We start from the raw sequence: 26,215 nt of genomic DNA on the forward strand, positions 1-26,215 counted from the left end.
GATGCAACAATAGGGAAGAGGAAGACAAATGGCTCGCGATCGATCGGAGAATCAGCAGTACGGCTCTACCCGGCAGCACGAAGCTTCGGAGCACGAGAAGCGGGACCTCTTCGGAAAAGATGATTCCGAAGGGGCGGCGCACGTCTCGGATGATCGTCTTGAAGCGCGTTCCGAAGCCGAGGCCCCGCTTATCTCCGATGTGTCTGCCGATGTCGCACCTGTCGTGGAAGAGTTCATGGGGCAGGCGGCGCAGCAGAACGAGGCCGCGGCCGAAGCGGTTCCCGAGACCCGCAATAAGCCTGGCTCTTACATCTCCTTCGAGCATGTCTCGAAGTCTTTCGACGGTTTTGTTGTTCTCGAGGATGTCAGCTTCTGCGTACTTCCCGGAGAGACGCTCTGCATTCTGGGGCGAAGCGGTGTCGGAAAGTCGGTGTCGCTGCATATGCTGATGGGGTTCCTGAAGCCGGATAGCGGAACCATCCGTGTGGCGGGAGATGACATCACGAGCTACGACGAGCGAAAGATGCAGATCGTCCGGCGCAAATTGACGATGGTCTTTCAGAACGGCGCGCTCTTTGATTCCATCACGGTGGGGGAGAATGTCGCGTTCCCCCTGCGTGAGCGTGGCGAGCTTACAGAGGAGCAGATCCTGCAGGTGGTTAAGGGCCTGCTCGAGATGGTCGGTGTGGCGGGCATGGAAGACATTCTGCCCTCCGACCTTTCCACGGGCATGAAGCGTTCGGTTGCGATTGCGCGTGCTCTTGCCGCACAGCCGGAGGCCATTCTTTATGACGAGCCGACGACGATGGTCGATCCGCTGATGGCGCACCTGCTCGGCGATCTGATCGAGCGGCTGAAGCAGCAGCTTCATCTCACAAGCATCGTCGTCACGCACGATATGCGATTTGCCAAGAAGCTTGCCGACCGCGTTGTGTTTTTGCATGCGGGGAAGGCACATTTTTTTGGAACGATGGAAGAGATGGAAAAGAGCGACGATCCGATTCTGCGCGAATTTCTTCAGCTTGATGAACTTGTCATGCCAAATTCATAAACGACGACCTTTCGCCGCAACGCGCATCCAATCAAATATGCCTCAGAAAGTTATCAACAGCCATTCCCCTTTAGTGGAATCGCAAAGGTTACATTTTTGCTCTACAACAGAGTTGGCATTCAGTTGCGTGGGGCGATTGTTACCGATAAACTACTGTATAGATGGAGTTAACTCCCCAAGTAACGACAGCAGAAGTTCGCAAAGAGTTTGCAAAGCAACTTTCCGTTTCAGCCTTGTGTCAAACTGACTAATTGATATTTTCTGTTGGTTAAGACGTCCCTGTCTTTTTTTTGTCATGTGGACGGTCACCGCCAACCTTTCAAGCCTGGGAACCCTGGTTGCAGGGCGTGAGATTATGGCGACTCCAGACTATCTACAGCAAGTAATTGTCTCAGGACGAAAGTCATCTGTTAAAGGAAGTCGAGATCAGGTGGGGCCGATTGGAGTTTTTCGTCGCCCCTCGGTGACGAGCCTCTTCTGGGCTTCGCTCGACCTTATGACAGTGTTGCTCGCTGGCCTACTGGCGCTGCGAGTTCACACTGCGATTCCAGCGCAGCTTCCGGCTTATTCGGTCGTTCCCAGTCTGCTGCATGCTTCGCCGCACACGATGCTGTTTTATGTGTTGTGGTATGCACTGTGCATCATCTTCTTTTCGCGCTCGTATGGGCTCTATGGGCCTATTCAGGGACGGAGCGGCTTACACGAGCAACGCATGACCATTCAGGGCTCGCTGACCGCGGGTCTGGTCCTCTGCGGAACGCTGTATCTCTCCAATGGCAACGCGGTCTCGCGCATGGTTGTGATGCTGACGGTCGTCATTTCGACAGCGTTGCTCTGCATGCGCCGCGCTCTTCAAAGAAGAAGCTTCTATCGCCGCAGCCTTGCGGGCATCGAGACTCGCAACGTGCTGATCGTAGGAGCGGGACGCGTAGGGCACGCGTTGCGCAATCATCTGGACTCTCTCCAGCACCTCGGATTTCGCTTCAAGGGATTCGTGGCTCTCACAGAGAGGGAAGCCGAGCTTGGCGATGCGGATGTCGTCGGTGATGTTCGAAACTGCCTCTCACTGGCCAGATCTCTTTTTGTAGACGAAATCTTCTTCTCTGTACCCGGCGACAAAAAACTCATCATCAGTACGGTCGAAGAGGCAAGGCAGGCGGGCATCGACGTCCGGGTCGTGCCTGATCTCTACGATGGTCTCGCCTGGAATGCTCAGGTCGAATATATCGGCCAGTTTCCAACCATTCCTCTCCATCGCCGTGACTTTCCGATTGGAGCCTTCCTGCTCAAGCGGGTGCTCGACATTACGCTCTCGTCGATCGCGCTGGCTGTGTTGTCGCCTATTATGCTGGCGATTGCTATCGCGGTTCGTCTGGACTCCAAAGGCAGCATCTTTTACCGTGCGCATCGCATCGGGCGCAAAGGCCGCACCTTCGCCTGCTACAAGTTCCGCACCATGGTCAACGATGCCGACAAGCTGAAAGAGCAGCTGGCTCACATGAATGAGCGCGACAGCGTGCTGTTCAAGATCTCCAACGATCCTCGCATTACTCGTGTGGGGCGTCGTTTGCGGAAGTATTCTCTCGATGAGCTGCCGCAGTTTTACAACGTTCTTCGTGGCGATATGAGTCTTGTCGGTCCGCGGCCTCCGATTGCGCGGGAGGTCGAGCAGTACGACCTCGACCACCTTCGCCGCCTCGATGTTCTGCCTGGAATTACGGGTCTCTGGCAGGTAGAGGCGCGGCAGGATCCCTCTTTCGACAGCTATATCTCTCTGGATACGGCCTATGTCGAAAACTGGAGCCTGTGGCTCGACATGAAGATCCTTGCGCGTACCCTCGGCGTGGTCTTCGCCGGAACGGGAAGCTAGGTCTGGCCGCCTCCTTCGCTCGCTGGGTGAGGGAGGCGTTAGACTAAAGACGTGAAGATAGCTCTGGCGCAGATCAACCCTACGGTGGGAGACTTCACCGGAAACACCAGAAAGATCCTCGAATACGCGGCCCGTGCTGCCGAACAGGAAGTCGGGCTCGTTGTCTTTCCCGAACTGGCCGTCTGCGGTTATCCTCCAGCCGACTTCCTTGAAAAAACCGCCTTCGTCGAACGCGCCGTCCGAGCAGTAGAAGAGATCGCAGCGTGGACCTCCGAGCCGGGCCGGCCCGCGCTTCTCGTCGGTTCCGTCATGCCAGCGGCCTCGCACGTCGGCAAACGCGTATCGAACGTCGCAGTCCTTCTCTCCGGAGGGAAGACTGTCTTCGTGCAACAGAAGATGCTCCTCCCCTTCTATGACGTCTTCGACGAGCAGCGCTACTTCGAACCAGCGACGTCGCAATGCCTAACCTTTGTGGGTGATCAGCCAGTAGCCATTACCATCTGCGAGGACGCCTGGAACGATAAAGACTTCTGGCCTCGCCAGCTTTATCCGATCGACCCCGTCAATGCGCTGATGCAGCAGTGGCTCGCGGACGCCACGCGGCTCGATCGGCATCCGCGCCTCATTCTGAACATTTCGGCATCGCCGTTCAGCCAGGGTAAGCCGGCAGTCCGCCAGCGCATGCTTGCCGCGATTGCGCAGCGTCACCGTGCCTTCGTTCTTCTGGTGAACCAGGTTGGCGGCAACGATGGGCTGGTTTTTGACGGCTCCTCGCTTCTTCTGGACCCGACCGGAGCCGTGGTTGCTCGCGCGGGCTGCTTTACGGAAGATCTGGTCGTCTTCGATCTCGCCGCAACGACCGAAGCTGCTCCTGCTCCCTGTGGCGAGATTGTCGAGGTCTGGCAGGCACTCGTGCTTGGAACACGGGACTACGTGCGCAAATGCGGATTCACCAAAGTTCTCATCGGACTCAGTGGAGGGATCGACTCCGCGCTCGTGGCTGCGATCGCGGTGGAGGCCCTCGGAGCCGAGAACGTCGTCGGCATCGGCATGCCGAGCGAATACTCTTCGCTCGGGTCTATTGATGACGCTCGTAAACTGGCGCACAATCTTGGCATCCGATTCGAGCTTCTTCCTATCCACGACGTCTTCGCTCAGTTCCAGAAGGTTCTTGAGCCTCTTTTCGCGGGAACTCCCTTTGGCCTTGCGGAAGAAAATCTTCAGTCGCGCATTCGCGGTTCGCTGCTGATGGCGATGTCGAACAAGTTCGGAGCACTCGTTCTCACTACCGGCAACAAGAGCGAGATGTCGGTCGGTTACTGCACTCTATATGGCGATATGGTTGGCGCTCTCGCCGTGATCGGCGACGTTTACAAAACGCGCGTCTACCAGCTGGCACGCTACGCCAATCGCTCCGCCGAGATCATTCCGCGAAACACGATCGAGAAGCCGCCCTCAGCCGAGCTGCGCCCCGATCAGCGCGATACGGACTCGCTTCCGCCGTACGAGGTTCTCGATCCTATTTTGATGGAGTATGTTGAACATTTCCTCTCTGCCGAACAGATTGCCCGCCAGCAGAATCTCGATCTCACGCTTGTCCGCTCCGTGCTGAAGCTTGTCGAGCAGAGCGAGTATAAGCGTCAGCAGGCGGCTCCGGTTCTGAAAGTTACGCAGAAATCGTTCGGAATCGGGCGCAGGTTTCCCATTGCCGTCAAGGTTCAGGTTTAATACAGGCACGGCCGTTTGTGGCCACCCAAGAAGGAAGGTTTTGATTTTGAAGAGAACTTATATCCTGTCGACCGCGTTTGCGCCGTTCCTGTGCGCAGCCACCTTCGCTTCCGCCCAGGCAACTGGCACCCCGCCGCAGCAGACGGCGCCTGCCCAGCAGGGCGCGCCGGCACAGCCCGCTCAGGCAGCTCCTGCTCCACGTCGACCGCTGCAATTGGAGACGCTCGATCCCTCCAGCCATCCCGACCCGTTTCCGCCGGTCAACCCGAAGTTCTTTACCGCGACCACTCCCACGGTCGCAACGGTCGATGCCTTCCTCAAGGCTCTGTGGGGCTACGATTCCGACCGCATCTGGCGTGTCGAGGCGATCCAGACGACACAGGCTCCCGGCGTAAGCAAGGTCGTGGTCTTTGTCTCTGATAAGAAGCCGAATGCGAAGGTCGCCTCGGCGTCGTTCTTTGTTACGCCCGACGGCAAGCATGCTATCGCCGATGCCTCGGGAATCATCCCCTTTGGAGCCACACCGTTCGCCGATGCCCGTAAGACCTTGCAGGATCATGCAGACGGAGCCTATCGCGGAGCAGCAGGCAAAGACCTTATGCTGGTCGAGTTCGCAGATCTTCAGTGCCCACGCTGCAAGGAAGCCCAGGCCACGATGGATCGGCTGGTTCAGGACTTTCCCAACGCGCGGGTTGTCTTCCAGAGCTTTCCCATCGTCGATACTCATCCCTTTGCCTACAAGGCAGCTTCGTACGGCTATTGCATCGCAAGACAGAAGAACGAGGCATTCTTCCCCTTTGCCGCGGACGTCTTCGACAAACAGGCAGCCCTTACCCCCGCTACCGGTGACCAGACTCTGAAAGATGCGGTTACCAAGGCAGGGCTTGATGCCGGTGCCGTCGATGTCTGTGCTGCCAGCGAGGACACCAAGAAGGCGGTGGGGGCCTCGATCAAGCTTGCCCAGGATATGGCCGTCGAGCAGACGCCGATGCTGGCGATCAACGGCCGTCTTATTCCGCTCAGCGCGACCTTGCCTTATGAGACGTTGAAGACCATCGTCTCGTATCAGGCCGCTCAGGATGGTGTCGGCACGGGCGCTGCTCCTGCCCCCGCTCCCCGTCTGACGACTCCGAGTTTGAACCGATAATCTCGATCCAGAGACGAGATAGAAACAAAGGAAAAGCCTCGGCTACGGCCGAGGCTTTTTGTAATTGGAGACTGAAAGTTACTCAGAGAGTGTTTTGGGTCATCCATGGTGCAGGAAGAAAAAGCGCATCAAAAACAGTGCCGCCAGTAGATAGAGCATCCAGCTGGAGCGTTTCGCTCGTCCGGTCAGAATTTCAAGTGCGGCGTAGCTGGTCAACCCGAAGCTCAGTCCGTCCGCGATCGACCAGGTGAGCGGAATGGTGGTGACGGTGAGAAACGCCGGAATGGCGATCACCGGTTCGTTCCATTCAATCTTGCCGAGGCCGGTGACCATCAGGCCGCCAACCAGGATGAGAGCTGGCGCCGTTGCAAAGCTCGGAATTGCTCCCACCAGTGGAGCGATGAACAAGGCGATCGCGAACAGAAGTCCGGTCACGATCGCGGTCACGCCGGTTCGTCCGCCGGCCGCGACGCCCGCCGAAGACTCGATGTAGCTGGTGACTGTGCTTGTTCCGGTCAGCGAGCCGACAATGGTCGCGGTCGCATCTGCGAAGAAGATTCGATTCAGCCTCGGGATCTGGTGATCTGCCGTCATCAGCCCTGCTCGCTCGGAGACCGCGACAAGAGTCCCGATATTGTCGAAGAGGTCAACAAAGAGAAAGACGAAGACGATCTCGGCTGCGCCGATATGGAGCGCTCCGCGAAGATCCAGCCGAAAGGCCGTCTCGCCGAGGGAAGCGAGGCTGTAGGGAACCGGGCTCCAGTGGACCTGCCCGAAGGCCAGCCCTGCGGCCATGGTCCCCAACACGCCGATCAGCATGGCCGCCCGCACCCGCAGGACCTGGAGGGTCGCGATCAGCACCAGCCCGAAGAGTGCCAGTGCCGTAAAGGGTGTGTGCAGATTGCCCAGCGCAACCGTGGTCGCAGCATTGGGAACGATGATGCCGGCGTTGCGGAATCCAATGAACGCGATGAAGAGTCCAATTCCTCCTGCGACAGCGGCGTGGAGCTGATGCGGAATCGCACTCACCAGCAACTGCCGGATGCCCGTAAAGGTGAGCACCAGAAAGATGACGCCCGAGAGAAAGACTGCTCCCAGCGCCGTTTGCCAGGGCACGTGCATCGCCTTGACCACGGTGTAGGTGAAGTACGCATTCAGCCCCATGCCTGGAGCCAGGGCCAGCGGATAGTTCGCAAGCGCCCCCATCAATACGCTGCCAAAGGCGGCACACAGGCAGGTGGCGGCCGTCACGGCGGCGATGGGCATGCCGGTCTCGTGGAGAATCGCAGGATTGACGAAGATGATGTACGCCATCGTGATGAAGGTCGTAAATCCGGCAAGAATCTCCGTCCGCCAATCGGTGCCTCGCACCGCGAAGCCAAAATAGTGTTCCAGTCGTGAACGCATCCGTCCCTAATTCGTCAGATGAATAGAATGAAATAGATCATCTTCAGGATACGTGAAGGATCTGGGCCTCGAACGAAGTCCGGGAGGATGACGGCGATGGAGGCGAATGCCCGCTTACGAGTTCACGATTATTGTCTTTCTCGTCTCGACGACCGCTGGTCTCGTGGGAGCTCTGACGGGCCTCGGCGGTGGGGTTATTGTGACTCCCGCGCTTACCCTGCTGCTTGGCGTGGATATTCGCTACGCGATCGGCGCGAGCCTGGTCTCCGTCATCGCTACCTCGTCTGGTGCGGCGGCGGCCTACGTTCGGGACGGCCTCTCCAATATCCGAATAGGAATGTTTCTCGAGCTGGCGACGACGGTGGGCGCAATCTGCGGAGCTATGCTGGCCAGCAAGGTTCCGACGGCGGCCCTGGCGGTTATCTTCGGTATGGTCCTGCTGCACTCCGCATGGCAGACGAGCCAGACGCGTCGTGAGACGGGTGTAACCGTCAATCCGAGCCCGCTTGCGGAGAAACTGAAACTCAGCGGTATCTACCGATCGCGTACAGAGACGGTTCCGTATTCTGTCTCTCATCCCGGACCCGGGTTTGGGCTGATGTATGTGGCAGGCGTTCTGTCCGGTCTGCTGGGTATCGGCTCCGGAGCTCTGAAGGTGATTGCGATGGACCGAATCATGGGGATTCCTTTCAAGGTTTCGACGGCAACGAGCAGCTTCATGATCGGCGTCACCGGCGTGGCCAGCGCGGCAATCTATCTGAAGCGCGGATATATTCATCCCGTGATCGCGCTCCCGGTGATGCTCGGCGTTCTCTCGGGATCGATGTTTGGAGCGCGTCTCCTTCCGCGTCTGCCGGTCCTGGTTCTTCGGCGGCTCTTTGCCGTGATCGTCGGTGTGATCGCGATTCAGATGATCGTGCAGGGATTGAAGGGAAGGCTTTAGAGATGGATATCCAGGACAAACAGCTTCAACGTCTGATCAGTCTGACCCTTCGCACCGGAGTTCTTGTGGCGGTGCTGGTCGGCGTGCTCGGTGGAACTGTCTTTCTCCACTCTCATCGTTCCGACCCTGTGTCGTTCCAAACGTTCGTTGGTGCGAAGTCGCTCTTCGCTTCTCCCTCGAGAACGGTGCAACAGGCCTTCCATCCGCAGACTATGGACACCGAAAACCGAGGTCTTGCCATTGCTCAGGTCGGCATCATCTGCCTGCTGCTCACACCGATTATCCGCGTGGCATTGTCGATCGTCGGCTTCGCGCTCGAGCATGATCGGGTTTACGTGGTGATCACAGCGGTCGTGCTCGCGACCCTGACGTGCAGCATGCTCTTGCACTGATTGTGAAACGCGCCGTCCGAGGTGTGCGGGCTGCCGAGTTGGCCGGCAGCCCGTGCCGTCTACGCGATTGCGGCGTTGACCAGCGCCTGTGCCTCAGCCTGGATCTGCCTGAGATGATTCGCGCCTTTGAAGCTTTCGGCGTAGATCTTGTACACGTCTTCGGTGCCGGACGGACGGGCGGCGAACCAGCCGTTCTCCGTGGCGACCTTCAGGCCACCGATTGCGGCGTGGTTCCCTGGAGCCTCGGTGAGGATGGCCGTGATCGCCTCCCCGGCGAGTTCCTTTGCGTTGACCTGTGAGGCGGAGAGCTTCCCGAGCTTGGCCTTCTGCTCCTTGCTCGCAGCCGCATCGATGCGCTGGTAGACGGGGTCGCCGTACTTCGCCGTGAGCTCGCGATAAAGCTCGCCGGGATCTCGCCCCGTGCGTGCGGTCATCTCGGCGGAGAGCAGGCCGGGGATGAGACCATCTTTATCGGTCGTCCAGACCTTTCCATCGCGGCGCAGGAAGGTGGCACCGGCGGACTCTTCGCCGACAAACCCCAGCGAGCCGTCGATAAGTCCGTCCACGAACCATTTGAAGCCCACGGGGACCTCAAGCATGGGACGGTTGAGGCCCTTTGCTACACGGTCGATGATGCTCGAGGAGACGAGCGTCTTGCCGATCGCGGTCTTTTCGCCCCACTCGGGCCGGTTGGTGAAGAGGTATTGAATCATCACGGCAAGGTAATGATTGGGATTGAGGAGACCGCTCGTCCGGGTAACGACGCCGTGGCGATCGTGGTCGGTGTCGCAAGCCCAGGCGACGTCGTATTTGTCTTTTTTGGCAATCATGCTCGCCATGGCATACGGGCTGGAGCAGTCCATGCGTATGCGGCCGTCCCAATCGAGCGTCATGAAGCGGAAGGTTGGGTCGACACCTGGGTTAAGGATCTCCAGCGGAAGGCGATACTTCTCTGCGATCCTCGGCCAGTAGTGGACGCCGGCCCCGCCCAGGGGGTCGACTGCGAGCTTGAGGGTGGTCCCGCGCAAGACCTCGAAGTCGATTACGCTGGCGAGGTCATCGACGTAGGCGGTGATGTAGTCATGACGATAAGTTTTATCGGCTCCAAGCGCTCGCGCATAGGAGATGCGTTTCACATCCTTGAGTCCGGCAGCGATGATCTCATTGGCACGATTTTCGATCCATTTGGTGGCCGAGGTGTCCGCAGGCCCTCCGTTCGACGGGTTGTATTTGAAGCCGCCATCCTCAGGAGGATTATGGGAGGGTGTGATGACAATTCCGTCGGCTCGATGGAGCTTGAGATTTGCATTGCGAGTAAGGATGGCGTGCGAGAGAACCGGTGTCGGGGTGTAGCCGAGATGTTCATCGACCATCACTTCCACGTCGTTGGCTGCGAGCACTTCGAGTGCGGTGGTAAAAGCGGGCTCTGAGAGAGCATGGGTATCGCGGGCGAGAAAGAGCGGGCCGAGGGTGTGCTGGGTGGCACGGTATTCGACGATGGCCTGCGTGATCGCGGCGATGTGATCGTCGTTGAAGGCGGCGGCAAAGGCCGATCCGCGATGTCCCGAGGTTCCGAAGGCGACACGTTCCGCAGGAATAGCTGGATCAGGGTGAAGGGCATAATACGCAGTGATGAGACAGGGGAGGTCGACCAGAGAGTCGAGCGAGGGAACCTGGCCGGGCTGATTAGTCTCAGTTGAACTCATTGGGATGAATGTCCTTTAGTGTGCGATTGATCTTCTCACTCTATGAGATGCAGACGCGATGAGGAAAACCTCGAGCGTGAGGAAGTGGTTCGAAAACGTGAACGTGCTACGGAAGTTGTACGCCAAATGCTTGTAATTCCTATGGCCTATGACCTACAACAAAGTTACTCCCGGTCTCTGTTCCTGAATAGAGAAACGCATGGTCGTCCATGAACATGCGGCAACGTGCATCGCAGAGCTTTGATCGTTGCGTAGGATGTGTCAGGTCTTCCGCCTGGCGGGCCAGCCGGCGGAGGCTCCTGACTCAGAGGACTTCAAGGAGTATGGCGCGCGGATGTTCCCTCGGTGGGTGGGCCTTGCGGTAGTTCTGCTGACAGTGACGATACGGGCGTCGGCGATCGAGGCGACGCTGGTGGCGGATGCGCATGTAAACGCTGCACGGCCGATGGCGAACAGCGGGGCGATCTCAAACCTGAATGTCGGGGGAGATTACACGGCGCTGATGCAGTTTGACCTGGGAAATCTTCCGTCCGGAGCGACGGCCGCCCAGGTTTCGCGCGCAGTGCTTCGCCTGTACTGCAATCGAGCCGATTCCCCGGGAACGATTAATCTGCAGGCGGTGAACTCTGCGTGGGGAGAGTACAGCGTAACGTATGCGAGTTTGCCGGCGCTGGCAGGAGCTTCCCTGGCGTTTGCTGTGAGCAGCAACCAGGCATACGTCTCTATCGACATAACGTCGTTGGTTCAGGCATGGATCACGAATCCAACGAGCAATAATGGCATCGCACTGACGTCGACGACTGCGGCTGTGCAGTTCGACAGCAAGGAGAACGACCTGACGGGGCATGCGCCGCAGCTTGATGTGGTGCTGGTGTCGCAGGGGCCGAAGGGAGAGACGGGAGCTCCCGGGATACAGGGACCGGCTGGTCCCATAGGAGCCATAGGAGCCCCAGGAGCCATAGGAGCCCCAGGAGCCATAGGAGCTATAGGACCCATAGGACCGCAGGGGATTCCCGGTCCGATTGGGCCGACAGGAAGTCAGGGGCTGAAGGGCGATCCGGGGTCCGTGGGGCCGATCGGTCCGGTAGGCCCCCAGGGAACGGCGGGTCCGGCTGGGCCGATGGGTTTGCAGGGACCAAAAGGCGACGTGGGCCCGACCGGCGCGACCGGACAGCAGGGGGAAAAGGGTTCCCCGGGGCTGGTATATCGAGGAGCCTATGGGGCAACGATCAACTATTCCTCGGGTGACGTCGCCTTCTGGGATGGAGCCAGTTTTGTCTCTCTGATGGATGACAATTACGGCAATGCGCCAGCCATCGGGTCTGTCTGGTGGAGCGCGCTTGCTGCCCATGGTGTAGCGGGGCCACAAGGACCAACAGGAACACAAGGACCCCAGGGTATGGCTGGAGTGGCGGGCCCACAGGGTCCGATCGGTCCGCAAGGTCCATCGGGGTCCGCTGGAGCTACAGGCGCTACCGGGGCGGCAGGTCCGCAAGGATCGGAGGGGCAAGCGGGTCCTGTGGGTCCGTTAGGACCGATGGGTCCGGTGGGGATGACCTTTCGCGGGACCTATTCGCCGTCGTTGGCCTACGCCGCGGGAGACGGCGTAAGTTATGAAGGCGCCGGATACGTGTCACTCGTCGACAGCAATCTTGGAAATGCGCCCGATCAAACGCCTGCGGCATGGGGAAAGTTTGCTGCTGGAACCCCGGGACCGGTAGGGCCGCAAGGGATTCAGGGGCTAGCCGGGCCGTCGGGCGCAACCGGACCCGCTGGGGCGATGGGTCTTCAGGGCGCTACAGGACCAGCAGGTCCCCAAGGCTCTGCCGGACCTGCTGGAGCAGCCGGGCCCGCCGGGGCTGTTGGAGCTGTGGGCCCGCAAGGGATTCAGGGCATAGCCGGTGCTCAAGGTCCACAAGGCTCGGTCGGTTCGGCTGGAGTGAGCTTCAAGGGAGCATGGTCCAGTGCAACCGGCTATGTTCCGAACGATGCCGTGTTCTATGAAGGCAGCACTTACCTTGCCGTGGCTACGAGTCTGGCTGCGAGGCCCGACACGACCCCGGCGGTATGGTCCATGCTGGCACAGGCGGGTTCCGCAGGCGCAACCGGGCCGGTGGGAGTGGCGGCAACAGTGAGCATCGGCACGGTGGCGACAGCACCTGCGGGAACGCCTGCCGTGGTGACCAACTCAGGTAGTGCGACGGCAGCTGTGCTCAACTTCACGATTCCGCAGGGACCTGCCGGCGCAAGTGGGGGTGGGGCTGGCGGTTCGGGAAGCGGTTGGGGCTCGTTTGCTTCGGTCTACCATCCTGTTGCGTTCGAAACATATTACTCGGTAAGCAATGCTGTCTCAAACGCAAGCGAAACGAGCGCGATCCTGACCTGGGTACCTTCAGGATGTACGGCGACCACGCTGACGGCTTATTCCCAGCAGGCCAACACCATCAAGATCACCCTACGGGTGGGAATGCCCGGGAGCATGAGTGCGACCGATCTTGCATGCACCGTTTCGCTCAACTCCACTTGTACAGCAACTGCGAACGTGATCGTTCCGGCGGGCAGCTTTGTTGATCTTAAGATTGAAGGCGGGAACGGAACCCAGACCGCGGTTTGGACGGCCCTGGCCTGCAGCTGACCCTTCCATACGCGCAATGATTCCGCTCAGATGTCCCTTGTCGCGAACCGCGACGTCGAGCAGGTATGCTGTTGTCTTACGAATTTCAGCTTGTTGCAAGGGAGAGAAGGATGAAGTTGTTTCGTGCTGCGGCTATCGGAGGCATGTTTGCGGTTCAGGCGATGTGGGGAGTCGACGCGAGAGCCGAAGGCGCGCTGAAGATCGACCAGGCCTCGGCGAAGATGGCCGATTCGGCGATGCGGGAATGGCCGAAGGGGGTTGTGGCGACGGAGAACCATCCGAGCAACTGGGGATACGAAGAAGGAGTCCTGCTGGATGGCATGGCAGCCCAGTGGCATACGACTGCCAACGGGGATGACTTCCGCTACATCAAGGCTTCGATCGATAAATATGTAACTGAAGATGGAACGATCAAGAACTACCATGCCGACGCGCATAGTCTGGATGAGATTGAGCTGGGAAGGTCCGTGCTTCTGGTTTATCGCGTGACCCAACAGCCTAAGTACTACAAGGCGGCGAAGTATATTTACGACCAGCTCGCCCTGCAGCCCAGGACGGCGAGCGGGGGATACTGGCACAAACAGATCTATCCCAACCAGATGTGGCTGGACGGAGCGTACATGGCAGCGCCCTTTCGTGCCGAGTACGCAGTCACCTTTCAGCAGCCGGAGGATTTCAACGACATTGCGAAGCAGCTGTTGCTGATGGATCAGCACATGCGCGATGCGAAGACCGGGCTTCTGCGACATGGGTGGGACGAGTCGAAGCAGATGAAGTGGGCAGATCCGAAGACCGGTCGCTCTCCCGAGGCCTGGGGACGGGCGATGGGCTGGTATGCCATGGCGCTGGTCGATGTGCTGGACTGGTTTCCCGCCAACCATCCGGATCGGCCCGAGTTGATTCGAGTGTTGAATCGAACAGCCAAGGCAATTGTGGCCTATCAGGATAAGAAGACAGGCCTGTGGTGGCAGGTGCTGGACAAAGGTTCGCAAAAGGGTAACTTTCACGAAGCCTCGGCGAGTTGCATGTTTGTCTATGCCCTGGCAAAGGGCACTCGGATGGGATACCTGCCGCAGGCCGACGACGCCGCAGCGCAGCGGGGATGGAAGGCGATCCAGACTACGTTTGTAACCACCGGGGCCGATGGCCTGACATCGCTCGAGGGAACGGTAAAAGTGGGGGGACTGGGCGGGTCACCCTACCGTTCGGGGACCTTCGACTACTACATCGGCGAAAAGACGACGACCAACGATGCCAAAGGCATAGGCGCCTTTCTTCTTGCGGGTTCGGAGTTGGCACAAGCGGGAACGGAAGCACTTGGCCAGGGCAAGACCGTGTTGGTCGATGCATGGTTCAACTCCCAGACGAGAAAGAACGCGGCCGGTCAGACGGAACTGTTCCACTACAAGTGGGACGACGACGCCAACCCCGGGTTCGCGTTCTTCGGTCGTGCATTTCAGCGGTACGGCGTGAAGCTCGCTACGCTCACGACTGCGCCTACAGTGGCGGACCTGCGTAAAGCTCAGATCTACCTCATGGCCTCCCCCGATATTCCCGCCAAAAACCCGAATCTGCACTATATGGACCTGGCCAGCGGGGATGCAATCGAAGCCTGGGTCAAGGCGGGCGGGGTTCTCATTCTGATGCAGAACGACAAGACGAACTCCGAGTTCGATCACTTCAACACGATGACCGAACGCTTCGGACTTCATTTCAATGCCGTGCTTCGCAATACGGTCGACAACAACTACTGGCCGCAGGGCACGGTGATGGTCCCGGAGGGAACGGGAGTCTTCGAGTATCCGCACCAGGCCTATCTGAAAGAGATCTCCACAATCACGCTCTCTGCACCAGCGAAGTCAATCCTGACGGACAAAGGGGACGTTCTGATGGCTGTGGCGAAGGTGGGGAAGGGAACTGTATTTGCTGTAGTGGACCCATGGATCTACAACGAATATGTCGATCGGAGAAACAAGCTCCCGCTGGAGTTTGATGGCTACGACGCGGCAATTGATCTTGCAGGATGGGCAGTTCGGCAGACGAAATAAGAGATTGCTAGAGATGCTCGGCCAGCAAGGTGCGGAGCCGGCGCATGTGATCGCGTAGAGCGGGAATCGTCTTCGGGGTAGGTCCCTTGAAGATGTATTCGATCTCGCTGGCGGCTTCCCCGGCTTCCGTATAGCCGAACATTCCCAGGTTGCCAGAGAGCTTATGTGCCGTCGCTTGCGCTTCTGCCCGTTCGTTCTCCGCGAGGTCACCTGCTGCCGCAACACAGATGGCCTTTTCCAGCTGGTCCAGACGCTCCCGGGTTGCGGGGAGGTGACGCTGCCAAAGATCCTGCAAAAGCGAGTGAAGTTCAGAATCGGGTTGAGAAGCCTGGTTCATGGAAGTTTGCGAATGCAGCCGCAAAGTCCTGTCGAAGACAGCTCGCGACCGAAAGATCCCTTGCATTAGTGTACCGGCGGGAACAGGTTATCCAGCCGGTATCGCCGTTACTTCGGTGCGGAGGAGATGGACGATATCTTCCGCACCGAGGAAGACGGGACAATGCTCCAATGTAAGGCTTCGGCGATCTGTTCGGCGAGGGTGAGAGGATCAAAAGGCTTGAAGAGCACTGCCGTGACCCCAAGATCGGCGAAGCGCCGTTTATCGACGCCCTGTACCTTGGCGGTCAGCAGAAGGACTGGAATGTGCACGATAGCGGGAATCTGCTGCATCTGGCGGAAGGTTGTCGGGCCGTCCACGCCGGGCATCATGACGTCCATCAGGATCGCGTCGGGCTGATGCGAGATCGCGAGCTCGATGCCCTGGGAGCCTGAACTCGCCGTCAGGACCTTCCACCCAACCGTAGCCTCCAGGGAAAGCGATGCGACCTCCCGGATATCGTCCTCATCGTCGATGATCAGAATTTGCCGCATGAATCCCTATTTTCTCATGCAGAAAAAGAGGGTGGAGGGCCGAATGGATCTTTCTGTTGCTAAATGCTTAAGCTGCGGGACCGGCTGAAATAAGATGATCGAACTTCGATCGGAGTCGCCGCACCATCGAAAGGACCAGCGTCTCGACCTCTTGGGGCTGCACCTTCGCCTTGGTAAGAAACTCCGTTGGACCGAGGCGCAACTTCGACATTTCGACATCGGAGAGTTCGTGGCCGGAGTACACAACCAGGGGCATGCTGCGAAGAGGAGGCTGTTGCCGAAGCCATTCCACGAAAGAGAACCCGTCCCCATCCGGCAGCGTCAGGTCGAGAATAACCAGGTCTGGCCGGCGGCCTACGCAGTGACGGATAGCCTCCTGCCGGGTTGAGGCATGATCGATATGCACGGCCGCGTCACGGAAGTTTGCGATCAGAACACTCGCCAGGTCGTCGTCATCTTCCACCAGCAGGACGTACGCGGGACCGTCTCCGTGGTGGAGAACTCGGCCAAGCTCGGCGAACAAAAGATTTTCATTGAAGGGCTTTTGCACCCAGCCCTGCGCATCGCCGGTGAGCTGGGGACGCAGTGTCGAAGAGAGAACACTCAGCACGACTACAGGGATTTCGGCGGTCGCCGGATTGTCGCGAAGTCGTTGAAGCGTCTCCCACCCACTGAGGCCGGGCATGTAAAGGTCGAGCAGGATGGCTTCGACCTCGTGTTCCGCGGCAAGTTTGAGGGCCTCCTCGCCGCTGGTGGCTTCGACGACCGTGTAGCCCTGTCGCGTAAGGTGTTCGGAGACGACGGTCCGAATGCCAGCATCGTCGTCACAGATGAGAATGGCACCCTCGCCGGGGGAAGGACGCGTCGCTGGAATCGAAAGGTCCGTCGACCGCGCGGTCCGGGGCAGCATAACGAAGAGCGTGGTTCCCTTGATGAGATTCCGCTGTGCCCAGATCGAGCCGCTGTGTTGCTGCACAATGCTCCGGCAGATCGATAGTCCGAGTCCGGTTCCGCCACGCTGCTTTGCGTCGGAGTGCTCCACCTGCTGGAAACGATCGAAGATGGAGTCGAGCTTGTCGGCGGGAATTCCTCGTCCCTCGTCGACAACCTTGACCAGGATGGAATCCGAGGTTGCATCGGTATGGACTCGCACGGTCGATGCAGGCGGGGAAAATTTGATCGCATTCGAGAGCAGATTCGTCAGCACCTGCAGGATCCTGTCCGAGTCACCATCGAAGAACAGCGAGTCGATCGATGCGGTCTGCCCGGCGGTGAAGGGAACCAGCTCGATATGGACGGTGTGATCCTCCGCCATGGGCGCCATGGTCTCGATCGCCTGCTGGCAGAGGTCGCGGAGTGAGCACCGGCGAATCTGTAACGGAGCCCGTCCCGATTCCATTCGCTCGAGATCGAGGATGTCGTTGATCAGGCGGATCAGGCGGTCTGTGTTCGTCGTGGCGATGCGAAGGAGATTTAACGCTCGGGGCTCCAGGTCTCCGATGGTTCCGGAGGCGAGAAGACCGAGTGCTCCGCGAATGCTCGTCAGCGGTGTCCGCAACTCGTGAGACACCGTCGAGATGAACTCGTCTTTGAGGGTATCGAGCTGGGAACGCTCGGAGAGCTGCAATTTGTCCTGATGTTGCTGCTCGCGCGCCTGGGTAAGTTGTCCCGCAAGTTCGCGAAGGGCGCGGTGCGCTCGCAGGAGCGCGAGCAGCAGAATTCCGCATGCCGTTGACAGAGAGAGAAACCCTAGAACCGGAAGCATATGCATGCTGAACGGACCTTTAAGTAACCTTGGCAGTAGACGGAGAACAAGAGCGAACTCCGTTCGAAAAAAGTGGGGCAAATACAACTTCTTCAAGAGTTAGGGTATATCGAGTCACCCAAAAACAGGTAACAAAAGTAACTAAACTTGAGGGTAACTGCATAATCCGGTTCATCTATATGAAAACAAAGAAAAAAATGTAAAAGAATCTCGCAGCTGAGAATGCCAGAATCTCCCGCGCCTTTTGATAAAGAATGGTGAAGGGTACCCTTAAAGGTACCCCCTTTCAGTAAGATATCCGTTTAGATCGGAGATCCAGCACAAAAGGCCATCTCTTATTGAGATGGCCCTTGGGGTGATGACTTTAGATACTATCTACGCAGTTACCGTGACCCGATCCAAAATCGTGGCCCATTTCTTTCCCTGCCGTTCGGCCTGCGCATTCTTGTGGAACGCGTAACCAGCGACAAGTGGCAGGGCCATCGTGGCTTCGGAATAGACCATCTGTTCGTAGGTCGTATCGACCTTGCCCCAGCTCGAAGCTTCCTTCAGGGTCGATCCGGAGAGAGCGCCGTCCCGCGAATCGGCCACAGTGATTTGGATGGCGTACTTATGCATGGAGGCCTCGACCCCAAGGATGTCGGCAGCTACCACAATGTCCTGTGCGAAGTTCTTCGGAACGCCGCCGCCGACCATCAGCAGACCTGTGGTGGGATTGGCGATCTTCAGCTGTGTCAGCTCGTAGAAGTCTTTGGCCGAGTCGATCGAGACCGAAGGCTTGCCCTGACGTGCGTGCTGATGAGCTACCAGCCCGAAACCCGCCGAGCAGTCCGAGAACGCGGGGCAGAAGATCGGCACGTTCTTCTCATAGGCCGCCAGAACGATCGAATCGCGACCGCCTGCCTGCGGAGTCTTGCCGTTCTTCGCCAGGTAGGCTCCCATCTCGCGGATGAATTCACGCGAGCTGTAGGGCCGCGGCTCCAGGGAGTTGGTGATCTTGTGGGTCGTCTCGTCGCAGTCACGCAGCTCTTCTTCGTCGATGAAGGTGTCGTAGATGCGGTCGATCATCAGCTCGCGGAGAACGCCGTCTTCGTGCCCGTATTTGTACTCGTCGCCGGCCATGTAATGGTTGTAGCCCAGAGCTTCAAAGAAGTCCTGGTCGACGATGTTGGCGCCCGTTGAGACGATGGCATCCACCATGTTGTTGCGAAGCAGGTCGACGATGACCTTCTGCAGACCGGCCGAGATCAGCGATCCGGCGAGGCAGAGGATGACACCGCAGTCGGTGTCGCGAAGCATCATCTCGTAGATCGAAGCGGCGCGGGCAGTATCGCGCGAGCTGAAGGCCATCGACTGCATGGCATCGACCAGGGCCACGACGTTGTGCTGCTTGATGTCGATGTGCTTGATGGGCTGGGTAAGGAGTTCTTTTTTCGTGAGCATAGCCCTTATAGGATAGCAAGCCGAACCCCGCGTTTCGCGCGGCTGTGTGTGAATTTTAGACCCCTCTCTCCTGGGGATGGAAGCGCAGGCGGAGATTGCCTGGCTGGCGCGGAAGGGAGAGACTGGAGAGCATGAATGTCGATCTCGCGGAACGGGCTCACAATCACAACTGGAAGCTGGATCCGATCGTCCGATCGCTTCTGGACACGGACTTTTACAAGTTGCTGATGTTGCAGTTCATCTGGAAGAACTTTTCCGGGGTGCACGTCACCTCGGAGACAACCAATAGAACGGCTTCGGTGCGCCTGGCCGAACATATTCCCATTCCGGCCCTGATCGAACAGATGGAGCATGTGCGTCGGCTTCGTTTCCGAAAGAGCGAGCTGATCTGGCTGGCCGGAAATACCTTCTATGGAACCCGCAGCATCTTCGAGCCCGCATTTCTGGATTGGCTTGAGCACGACTTTCGCCTTTCGGAATACGAGGTCGCCGAACGCGATGGACAGCTTGTCCTGCACTTCGCAGGGCTGTGGACCGAGGTTACGATGTGGGAGATCTACGGCCTTGCCCTGCTGAGCGAGATGAAGAGCCGCGTTGCCCTGGGAAAGTTGAGCGAGCTGGAGCTGGACATCCTCTACGCCCGTGCCAAGACGCGCCTGTGGGACAAGATCGAAAAGCTGCGCCAGGTTCCCGAGGTCAGGATCTCGGAGTTCGGAACCCGCCGCCGCCACTCCTTTCTATGGCAGGAGTATGCGGTGATGGCCATGCGAGCGGGCATTGGCCAGAGCCTCTCCGGAACCTCCAACACCTACTTTGCCTATAAGCATGACCTCGAAGCGATGGGAACCAATGCCCATGAGTTGCCGATGGCTCTTGCCGCGCTCTCCAACTCCGAGGAGGAGCTTCATCAGTCGCAGTACCGTGTCCTCGAGCTGTGGCAGAAGAGCTACGGGGGCGAGCTCCTGATCCTTCTACCCGATACCTTCGGGACCACCCAGTTCCTCCAGGGCGCGCCGGACTGGGTTGCCGATTGGACCGGCCAGCGCTGCGACTCGAAGGACCCTTTCGTGGCTGGAGACGAGTACATAGCCTGGTTGATGAGCCGAGGCAGGGATGCTCGCCGCAAGCGTCTTATTGCCTCCGACGGACTGGATGTGGACGAGATTCTCGCCCTCCAGGAGTACTTCAAGGGAAGAATCCGTTTCAGTGCTGGCTGGGGAACCCTGCTCACCAATGACTTTCGGGACTGCCACCCGCGGGGTGAGCATGACCTGGAACCCATAAGCCTGGTGTGCAAGATCGTATCCGTGGAGGGAAGACCGGCGGTGAAGCTTAGTGACAACGCTCACAAAGCCACGGGGCCGGTCGAGGAGATCGAACGCTATCGGCGAATCTTCGGCACCAGCCCTGTGCTGGGAGCCGAAGTGCTCGTCTAGCAGAGTTTGGACGGCTCGATATACTTGCTCTATGTCTAAGCTGGTTCGTGTGATGCGCTTTGTCGTGGCCTCTGCCCTGGTGCCATGGATGACGGTACAGCCTTCGTTTGCCTGGGGAGGCGACGGTCACCGGATGATAAACCGGCTTGCCGCGACCTATCTTCCCACCGATGTGCCGGCGTTTCTTCGAAACGGCAACGCTCTCGACACCATGGAGTATCTTGGCCCGGAGCCCGACCGTTGGCGTAATCATGCCGAACCGGAGCTTGGCGATGCTCAGTCTCCGGAGCACTTCATCGATCTCGAATATGCCGATCTGATCGGAACCTTGCCCCGGAAGCGTTACGACTTTGTTCGTGCCCTCGCGCAGGCACAGGCGGCGCACCCCGATGTCCAGATGACGCCTGAAAAGGTGGGCCTGCAGCCCTATGTCACAGAGGAGGTTTGGCAACGGCTCAAGGTGGGCATGCGAGAGTACCGCCATCTGCTGGCAGCCGGGCAGGATACCAAACCGGCCGAGACCGCAGTTCTCTATTATGCTGGCTGGCTAGGTCATTACGTCGCCGATGGCTCACAACCGTTGCATGTAACCATCCAGTACAACGGCTGGACTGGACCGAATCCCAACGGATACACGACGGAACACAAGATCCATTCGCTGTTCGAATCCATCTTTGTCAGCCAGAACATCAAGTCAACCGATCTGGCTCCCTTGGTAGCAGCGGCTCAGCCGAAGCTGCTCAACGACGAATGGACGGATTACCTGGCCTATCTGCGGCATTCGGCCACCCTGGTGGAGAAGACGTATCAGCTGGAGAAGGCGGGCGGATTCAACGGTGCCGGGGACCCCGAAGGGCAGGCTTTCGCTGAGGAGCGGCTCGCAGCCGGAGCGATCGAGTTGCGCGACATGATCTACACGGCGTGGGTACGCAGTGGCGATCCGGTCCAGGAGTTCCACGGGGCGAATTAGGGGAATCGCCTCAGGTCACCTTTCAACCTGTTGAATTACCGGACCGTTGCAGACGAATCGAGAGCCTGCGGAGCAGCGGTGTGAGCGCAAGCGCAATAGGGGGAATCAGCAGGGCGGCAATTACCGCCCATACAAGAAACGCATGCCATTCCCAGCGCCAGATCCTGCGAATGAGTTCGACAGGATCCTTTCTTGCCGAGTCGATCATCGCGTGGGTCGAAAACGGTATCGGCTCCGTATGGAAGATGCGGCTGCCCAGTTGAAGGAAGGGGACGAGGAGAAGAAGCTGCAGGGGATAGATAATGTGGTTGGCAAGCTGCGAGGCAGCGATATTCAACCGCAGAAGAATCGCGACTGCAAAACACAAGACCGTGGTCGTACCCAGCGCGGGATTGATTCCAATCAATAATCCAACCGCAATGCTCCAGGCCAGGCGTTCTGGAGAGGCCCCACGGCGCAGAAGAGCAAAGATCGGCAGTGCGACGCGACGATAGAGGATGTTGCCGCGGGCCAGGGGCGGCCCGGGAGAAGCTGGTCGACTTTCAGGCGCGCCATTATCTGCCATGAGACTTAACAGGTCGTGATTCACAGCTCTCAGGATAGACTGCGCACCAGGGGGAAGGTGCGGGTGAGTTTCTTTCGGTCTGTGACACGCAGCATTCATCTTGCCGGACACTTTGTCCGCTTCGGTGCGGAACTCCTCATCCGCCGGCCATCCACACGTGAGGCACGTGCAGAGTGGTTGCACCGGTTCGCCTCCATAGCTCTTGAGAGACTTGGAATAGAGATCGAGGTGAGCGGAGGCTTTCCAACCCAGGGGGCCGTGATCTCCAACCACCTCAGTTATCTCGATATCATTGTTTTTGCGGCACTTCGCCCGTGCGTCTTCGTCTCGAAAGTAGAGGTAGCCGACTATCCCGTTCTGGGATGGATGACGACGATGGCCGGCACCGTCTATGTTGCACGGGGATATGGTGGCTCGGCCCTGAAGGCCAGGGCCGATCTCGAAGCTGTCCTTCACGCCGGGCTGCCCGTTGTCTTCTTTCCCGAAGGAACAACAACGAACGGTGACGGAATGTTGAAGTTTCACAGCGGTCTTCTGGCGCAGGTTCGTGCCACCGGCGGCTCGGTGACCGCGGCGCACCTATGCTATCGGCTCGGGGAAGGAAATGGCGACGCAACCGTCGGCGACGACGTCTGCTACTGGGGGGATCATGTAGTCCTTATGCCGCACATCTTCCGGCTGCTGGGCCTGCGGGGGATTCGGGCGGAGGTCCGCTTCGCCGCGGAGCCAATCGCCTTCTCCTCCGAGCTGGAAAACAGGAAGCGTACGGCCCAGGAAGCCTGGGTGGCCGTGGCCGAACTTGGCCAGGTCCAGACCAGTACCGAAACGGTGCACTATTTTTGATTCAACGAATCTTCACTTGGCGTGAACATCCTGTAACAAAAATCACCGCACACTGACTTCGAATGCACTCATCCCGGGCATCAAGGAGAGTCGATGGTCAGAGTCAAAGAGTTGCCTTCCCTCGTTCCTCAGGTCTCTGAAACTGTTACCGCACTTCCCTCCAGACGAGATATCCGCCTCGAAGCCGGGCAGTACGTCGCTCGCCTTGCCCTGACGGAGATCGAGCGCGCGGCAGCCTATCGTCTCCGCTTCCTGGTCTTCAACCTCGAGATGAACGAGGGGTTGGAGTCAGCCTACGCCGACGGCTACGACTACGATCGCTACGATGACGTCTGCGATCATCTTGTGGTGGAAGAGCGCACAACGGGTGCAATCATAGGCACATACCGGCTGCAGATGGGCGACGTCGCCGGGCGCAGCTTCGGCTACTACAGTGAGCAGGAGTTCTGCTTTGCTCCTTACGAATCCATGCGAAACCAGGTCGTAGAACTGGGCCGTGCCTGCATTCATCGCGAGCATCGCTCGCCGGAGGTTCTCCACCTGCTGTGGCGCGGAATCGCTCGTTATGCGCTGGCAAACGGCGGGCGTTACATGATGGGCTGCTGCTCGCTGAACTCCCTCGATCCTGAGATGGGGCACGCTGTCTACGCCTCGCTGAAGGAATTCATGGTCGAACCCGAGTTGAGAACGTTGCCTACTCCCGCCTTTGCAATGCCCACACCCGTCGTCCAACCTGCGCCGCAGCGGGCACCGAAGCTGCTTCGGGCTTACCTCGCCATCGGAGCGAAGATCTGTGGCCCGCCTGCCATCGACCGTGAGTTCCGAACGATCGATTTTCTGACGCTGCTCGATCTTCAGATGCTGCATCCGCGAGTCGCCACGCGATTCCTCGAGGGACGCTGAGTTGCGTTCGCTGCGCTCGGCATGGCGAATTGCGCAGGTCGTCGCTCTGCTTCTGGCGGCGGCGATCGATTTCTTCTTACGCCCCGCACGCTCTGCCGTCGAAGGTGCGGAGAAGCTTCATCGCTATTGCAGAAGAATTGTTCGAGCCCTGGGTGTGGAATGGAGTGTGGAAGGGATATCTCCGGACGCGGGCGCCGTCGTCTCGAACCATCTCAGCTATGTCGACATTCTGCTCTATGCTTCCATCCGGCCGTTCATCATGGTGGCGAAGGCGGAGGTTCGAGGCTGGCCGGGAATCGGCTGGCTGACCAGGCAGGCCGGAACCGTCTACGTGGTGCGCGGTGGCGGCCCTGCGACGTATCCGGAGGTGAACCGCGCCATGGCGCAGGCATATCGCAGCGGCCTTCCTGTGCTGTTCTTCCCCGAAGGAACGACGACCGACGGATCGGAGGTGTTGTCTTTCCGGCGCGGCCTCTTCCACTCTGTCTTTAATGAAGACGTCGCCCTTCACGCGGCTGCGCTCAGCTATTCGTGCGACGACCAGAACGTTTCGCTCGCTGACGATGTGTACTGGTGGGGCGACGCTCTGCTGGCTCCTCACCTGTGGCGGCTTGCAGGGGCCCGTGGAGTGAGAGCAACCGTGCGATTTGGGCGTGCGGTTGAGGAGCGGGATGACCGCTTCGTTTTGTCTCAGCAGGCCCGTCTGCAGGTCGCGGAGATGCACGCAGAGCTATCGTTCGCTGCGCCTGGCGTGATGCACGCGAACGAGATCGAGCTGGTGGAGGCGCTGTAGGACCTGCTCGACGGACCAGTCCAGTGCATCGGTTCCTTCGACCGTTACGGATGCGTGCCGGGCGGAAGGAATCACGTACAGATCGGCCATCGGCTTGGCGGTGGCTTCGAACTGGGCGCGAACGCTGGCCTCGGTGCGGCCTCGCTCGCGCATATCGCGATAGATGCGGCGGTTGAGGCAGATCTCGTTCGGAGCATTGACGTAGATGCTGAAGTCGTAGAGGGTGCGCAGGCGAGGATAGTGCAGCGCAAGAATACCTTCGACGATCAGCACCGGCGCGGATACGATCGTCTCCGTTTGATCCGGCACGCGGGTGTGCGTGGTGAAGTCGTAGATGGGCCGGTCGATGCTGCGGCCTTCGGCCAGCTCTTCGATGTGCTGAACCAGAAGCAGGTGCTCGAGCGAATCGGGATGGTCGAAGTTCTGCAGCGAGCGATCTTCGGACGGAAGGTGGCTGAGACAGCGATAGTAGAAGTCCAGCGGCAACAGCGTGGCGGAGAGCTGGGCGGTGAGCTCGCGGGCCAGCGTCGTTTTGCCGGAGCCGGAGCAGCCAGCCAGTCCAAGAATGAGGGGGCGCTGCGGGAGCAGGAGTTGCAGCGCGGGTTGATCTTCCAAAAGCAGCGGCTTCCTTTCGCTCTAATTCTCTACGGTGTTTGCCCTTCGAAACGCTAAGCCTGACACGATTGTCCAAGGAGCTTGCAGTCTCACTTCGGCTCTGCGGCGAGTTGCGGGATGAGAGCGGTGAGCAGATTGGTGAACTGTGCGGCGATGCGCCGGCCTGTCTCCATCACCTCTTCATGATTAATGGGTTGATCGAGGACGCCCGCCGCCATATTGGTGACGACGGAGAGGCCAAGGACCTCGATTCCCATATGCCGGGCGACGATTACCTCGTGGACGGTGGACATGCCGATGAGATCGGCTCCGAGGGTGCGGAAGGCACGAATCTCGGCGGGGGTCTCATAACTGGGACCGAGGACCCCAAGGTAGACGCCCTCATCGAGCTTCCATCCCTGCTTCTCGGCTTCTTCTTTGGCCAGTTTGCGCAGGGCGGGTGAGTAGGCCTGGCTCATGTCGAAGAACCGGTCGCCGAAGCGTGGTTCGTTGGGCCCGGTGACGGCATTGGCGCCGGTGAGATTGATGTGGTCGGAGATCGCGACGATTGCTCCCTGGCCGTAGCTGGTGTTGATGCCCCCGGCGGCGTTGGTTACGATGAGGCGCTGGACACCCAGGAGTCCCAGGACTCGGGTGGGGAAGGTGACCTCCTTCATGGAGTAGCCCTCGTAGGCGTGGACACGGCCCTGCATGACGGCTACGGGGACGCTGCCGAGGGTTCCGAGCACCAGTTTTCCCGAGTGACCTACGACGGTGGAGACGGGGAAGTTGGGAATCTCGGAGTAGGGGATGGATAGGGCACCTTCGACTTTGCCGGCGAAGTCTCCAAGGCCGGAGCCGAGGATCAATCCCAGGCGGGGTTGAATCGGTGTGAGCAACTTGATGTAGCGGGCCGCCGCTGTGGCGCGCGCATAGTGATCTTCTGCCTCGGAAAGCTGGCTCGTCTGTGTCATACCCACCCTATCTAAAATCTCGCAAAGTCTTCAAAACAGATACTTAAGGCTGGGACCTCGTCAAAAGGTCGCCATGCACGGGGGCGGAGATTTGTTGCCGAGAGTTCCTCCACGAGCCTTTGTTAATAGTTT

General features: G+C 59.0%; 22 protein-coding genes. 13 read left to right on the forward strand and 9 right to left on the reverse strand.

Annotation, left to right across the window (positions count from 1 at the left end; genetic code table 11):
• Window positions 1-28 precede the first annotated feature (28 nt).
• From BDD14_RS23730 to BDD14_RS23745, 4 genes are all read left to right on the forward strand, one after another.
• On the forward strand, window positions 29-1,051 hold the full coding sequence (locus tag BDD14_RS23730) for an ABC transporter ATP-binding protein (RefSeq protein ID WP_130421804.1): 1,023 nt from the start codon (window positions 29-31) through the stop codon (window positions 1,049-1,051).
• Between the two features lie 430 nt (window positions 1,052-1,481).
• On the forward strand, window positions 1,482-2,921 hold the full coding sequence (locus tag BDD14_RS23735; protein WP_242618164.1) for a sugar transferase: 1,440 nt from the start codon (window positions 1,482-1,484) through the stop codon (window positions 2,919-2,921).
• A 51-nt stretch (window positions 2,922-2,972) separates the two neighbouring features.
• The gene (locus BDD14_RS23740) at window positions 2,973-4,649 is read left to right on the forward strand and encodes an NAD+ synthase (RefSeq protein WP_130421808.1); all 1,677 of its coding nucleotides are present in this window, start codon (window positions 2,973-2,975) and stop codon (window positions 4,647-4,649) included.
• A 46-nt stretch (window positions 4,650-4,695) separates the two neighbouring features.
• Window positions 4,696-5,796: a DsbA family protein gene (locus tag BDD14_RS23745; RefSeq protein WP_242618165.1), complete on the forward strand. Its 1,101-nt coding sequence runs from the start codon at window positions 4,696-4,698 to the stop codon at window positions 5,794-5,796.
• A gap of 99 nt (window positions 5,797-5,895) precedes the next feature.
• Here the strand turns inward: BDD14_RS23745 and BDD14_RS23750 are convergent, their stop codons facing one another.
• Window positions 5,896-7,203, reverse strand: a complete 1,308-nt coding sequence (locus tag BDD14_RS23750) for an NCS2 family permease (protein ID WP_130421810.1) — start codon at window positions 7,201-7,203, stop codon at window positions 5,896-5,898.
• A gap of 106 nt (window positions 7,204-7,309) precedes the next feature.
• Between BDD14_RS23750 and BDD14_RS23755 the strand changes: the two genes are divergently transcribed.
• Both BDD14_RS23755 and BDD14_RS23760 read left to right on the forward strand, forming a co-directional pair.
• Window positions 7,310-8,146 (forward strand): sulfite exporter TauE/SafE family protein, encoded by an 837-nt coding sequence (locus tag BDD14_RS23755; protein WP_130421812.1) that lies wholly within the window; start codon window positions 7,310-7,312, stop codon window positions 8,144-8,146.
• Window positions 8,147-8,148: 2 nt separating this feature from the next.
• Window positions 8,149-8,538, forward strand: coding sequence for a DUF1634 domain-containing protein (locus BDD14_RS23760; protein WP_130421814.1), 390 nt, complete (start codon window positions 8,149-8,151; stop codon window positions 8,536-8,538).
• A gap of 59 nt (window positions 8,539-8,597) precedes the next feature.
• Here the strand turns inward: BDD14_RS23760 and pgm are convergent, their stop codons facing one another.
• Complete coding sequence (pgm, locus tag BDD14_RS23765; RefSeq protein WP_130421816.1) at window positions 8,598-10,244, reverse strand: phosphoglucomutase (alpha-D-glucose-1,6-bisphosphate-dependent); 1,647 nt, start codon at window positions 10,242-10,244, stop codon at window positions 8,598-8,600.
• Between the two features lie 256 nt (window positions 10,245-10,500).
• On the opposite strand from pgm, the gene BDD14_RS33800 reads away from it, so the two are divergent.
• Together BDD14_RS33800 and BDD14_RS23775 are read left to right on the forward strand one after the other, a co-directional pair.
• Window positions 10,501-12,879 (forward strand): DNRLRE domain-containing protein, encoded by a 2,379-nt coding sequence (locus BDD14_RS33800; RefSeq protein ID WP_278045532.1) that lies wholly within the window; start codon window positions 10,501-10,503, stop codon window positions 12,877-12,879.
• Window positions 12,880-12,989: 110 nt separating this feature from the next.
• A complete protein-coding gene (locus BDD14_RS23775) occupies window positions 12,990-14,927 on the forward strand; it encodes a glycoside hydrolase family 88/105 protein (protein WP_130421820.1) in 1,938 nt (645 codons plus the stop codon).
• A gap of 7 nt (window positions 14,928-14,934) precedes the next feature.
• Here the strand turns inward: BDD14_RS23775 and BDD14_RS23780 are convergent, their stop codons facing one another.
• The 4 genes from BDD14_RS23780 to BDD14_RS23795 form a co-directional block, all read right to left on the reverse strand.
• Entirely contained in the window at window positions 14,935-15,264 is a 330-nt protein-coding gene (locus BDD14_RS23780; protein ID WP_165420219.1) for an Hpt domain-containing protein, read from the reverse strand.
• Window positions 15,265-15,371: 107 nt separating this feature from the next.
• Window positions 15,372-15,797 (reverse strand): response regulator, encoded by a 426-nt coding sequence (locus BDD14_RS23785; protein ID WP_130421824.1) that lies wholly within the window; start codon window positions 15,795-15,797, stop codon window positions 15,372-15,374.
• A 67-nt stretch (window positions 15,798-15,864) separates the two neighbouring features.
• Window positions 15,865-17,562, reverse strand: coding sequence for an ATP-binding response regulator (locus BDD14_RS23790; protein ID WP_242618166.1), 1,698 nt, complete (start codon window positions 17,560-17,562; stop codon window positions 15,865-15,867).
• A 375-nt stretch (window positions 17,563-17,937) separates the two neighbouring features.
• On the reverse strand, window positions 17,938-19,005 hold the full coding sequence (locus BDD14_RS23795; RefSeq protein ID WP_130421828.1) for a 1,9-bis(guanidino)-5-aza-nonane synthase: 1,068 nt from the start codon (window positions 19,003-19,005) through the stop codon (window positions 17,938-17,940).
• 131 nt (window positions 19,006-19,136) lie between these two features.
• Here BDD14_RS23795 and pncB point away from each other — a divergent pair, with 131 nt between their 5' ends.
• Together pncB and BDD14_RS23805 are read left to right on the forward strand one after the other, a co-directional pair.
• Complete coding sequence (pncB, locus tag BDD14_RS23800; RefSeq protein WP_130421830.1) at window positions 19,137-20,441, forward strand: nicotinate phosphoribosyltransferase; 1,305 nt, start codon at window positions 19,137-19,139, stop codon at window positions 20,439-20,441.
• 31 nt (window positions 20,442-20,472) lie between these two features.
• Window positions 20,473-21,411 (forward strand): S1/P1 nuclease, encoded by a 939-nt coding sequence (locus tag BDD14_RS23805; protein WP_130421832.1) that lies wholly within the window; start codon window positions 20,473-20,475, stop codon window positions 21,409-21,411.
• A gap of 22 nt (window positions 21,412-21,433) precedes the next feature.
• Here BDD14_RS23805 and BDD14_RS23810 read toward each other — a convergent pair whose 3' ends face one another.
• Window positions 21,434-21,976 (reverse strand): DUF2062 domain-containing protein, encoded by a 543-nt coding sequence (locus tag BDD14_RS23810; protein ID WP_130421834.1) that lies wholly within the window; start codon window positions 21,974-21,976, stop codon window positions 21,434-21,436.
• 63 nt (window positions 21,977-22,039) lie between these two features.
• On the opposite strand from BDD14_RS23810, the gene BDD14_RS23815 reads away from it, so the two are divergent.
• The 3 genes from BDD14_RS23815 (at window position 22,040) to BDD14_RS23825 (ending at window position 24,515) form a co-directional block, all read left to right on the forward strand.
• Window positions 22,040-22,819: a lysophospholipid acyltransferase family protein gene (locus BDD14_RS23815; protein ID WP_130421836.1), complete on the forward strand. Its 780-nt coding sequence runs from the start codon at window positions 22,040-22,042 to the stop codon at window positions 22,817-22,819.
• 93 nt (window positions 22,820-22,912) lie between these two features.
• On the forward strand, window positions 22,913-23,722 hold the full coding sequence (locus tag BDD14_RS23820; protein ID WP_130421838.1) for a GNAT family N-acetyltransferase: 810 nt from the start codon (window positions 22,913-22,915) through the stop codon (window positions 23,720-23,722).
• Window position 23,723: 1 nt separating this feature from the next.
• Window positions 23,724-24,515 carry a lysophospholipid acyltransferase family protein gene (locus BDD14_RS23825; RefSeq protein WP_165420220.1) on the forward strand — a complete coding sequence of 264 codons (792 nt, stop codon included), beginning with the start codon at window positions 23,724-23,726 and terminating at the stop codon, window positions 24,513-24,515.
• Here BDD14_RS23825 and udk read toward each other — a convergent pair.
• Both udk and BDD14_RS23835 read right to left on the reverse strand, forming a co-directional pair.
• Window positions 24,453-25,130 (reverse strand): uridine kinase, encoded by a 678-nt coding sequence (udk, locus tag BDD14_RS23830; RefSeq protein WP_242618167.1) that lies wholly within the window; start codon window positions 25,128-25,130, stop codon window positions 24,453-24,455. The two genes, BDD14_RS23825 and udk, sit on opposite strands and share 63 nt — an antisense overlap.
• An 89-nt stretch (window positions 25,131-25,219) precedes the next feature.
• Window positions 25,220-26,083, reverse strand: a complete 864-nt coding sequence (locus BDD14_RS23835) for a purine-nucleoside phosphorylase (RefSeq protein WP_130421843.1) — start codon at window positions 26,081-26,083, stop codon at window positions 25,220-25,222.
• Window positions 26,084-26,215 lie beyond the last annotated feature (132 nt).

Source organism: Edaphobacter modestus (assembly GCF_004217555.1).
Lineage (GTDB): Bacteria > Acidobacteriota > Terriglobia > Terriglobales > Acidobacteriaceae > Edaphobacter > Edaphobacter modestus.

Coding starts and splice junctions, on each gene's coding strand:
- BDD14_RS23730 (WP_130421804.1), top strand. CDS start 29: ATGGCTCGCGATCGATCGGAGAATCAGCAGTACGGCTCTACCCGGCAG.
- BDD14_RS23750 (WP_130421810.1), bottom strand. CDS start 7,203: ATGCGTTCACGACTGGAACACTATTTTGGCTTCGCGGTGCGAGGCACC.
- BDD14_RS23755 (WP_130421812.1), top strand. CDS start 7,310: ATGCCCGCTTACGAGTTCACGATTATTGTCTTTCTCGTCTCGACGACC.
- BDD14_RS23760 (WP_130421814.1), top strand. CDS start 8,149: ATGGATATCCAGGACAAACAGCTTCAACGTCTGATCAGTCTGACCCTT.
- pgm (WP_130421816.1), bottom strand. CDS start 10,244: ATGAGTTCAACTGAGACTAATCAGCCCGGCCAGGTTCCCTCGCTCGAC.
- BDD14_RS33800 (WP_278045532.1), top strand. CDS start 10,501: ATGTGTCAGGTCTTCCGCCTGGCGGGCCAGCCGGCGGAGGCTCCTGAC.
- BDD14_RS23775 (WP_130421820.1), top strand. CDS start 12,990: ATGAAGTTGTTTCGTGCTGCGGCTATCGGAGGCATGTTTGCGGTTCAG.
- BDD14_RS23780 (WP_165420219.1), bottom strand. CDS start 15,264: ATGAACCAGGCTTCTCAACCCGATTCTGAACTTCACTCGCTTTTGCAG.
- BDD14_RS23785 (WP_130421824.1), bottom strand. CDS start 15,797: ATGCGGCAAATTCTGATCATCGACGATGAGGACGATATCCGGGAGGTC.
- BDD14_RS23790 (WP_242618166.1), bottom strand. CDS start 17,562: ATGCTTCCGGTTCTAGGGTTTCTCTCTCTGTCAACGGCATGCGGAATT.
- BDD14_RS23795 (WP_130421828.1), bottom strand. CDS start 19,005: ATGCTCACGAAAAAAGAACTCCTTACCCAGCCCATCAAGCACATCGAC.
- pncB (WP_130421830.1), top strand. CDS start 19,137: ATGAATGTCGATCTCGCGGAACGGGCTCACAATCACAACTGGAAGCTG.
- BDD14_RS23805 (WP_130421832.1), top strand. CDS start 20,473: ATGTCTAAGCTGGTTCGTGTGATGCGCTTTGTCGTGGCCTCTGCCCTG.
- BDD14_RS23810 (WP_130421834.1), bottom strand. CDS start 21,976: ATGGCAGATAATGGCGCGCCTGAAAGTCGACCAGCTTCTCCCGGGCCG.
- BDD14_RS23820 (WP_130421838.1), top strand. CDS start 22,913: ATGGTCAGAGTCAAAGAGTTGCCTTCCCTCGTTCCTCAGGTCTCTGAA.
- BDD14_RS23835 (WP_130421843.1), bottom strand. CDS start 26,083: ATGACACAGACGAGCCAGCTTTCCGAGGCAGAAGATCACTATGCGCGC.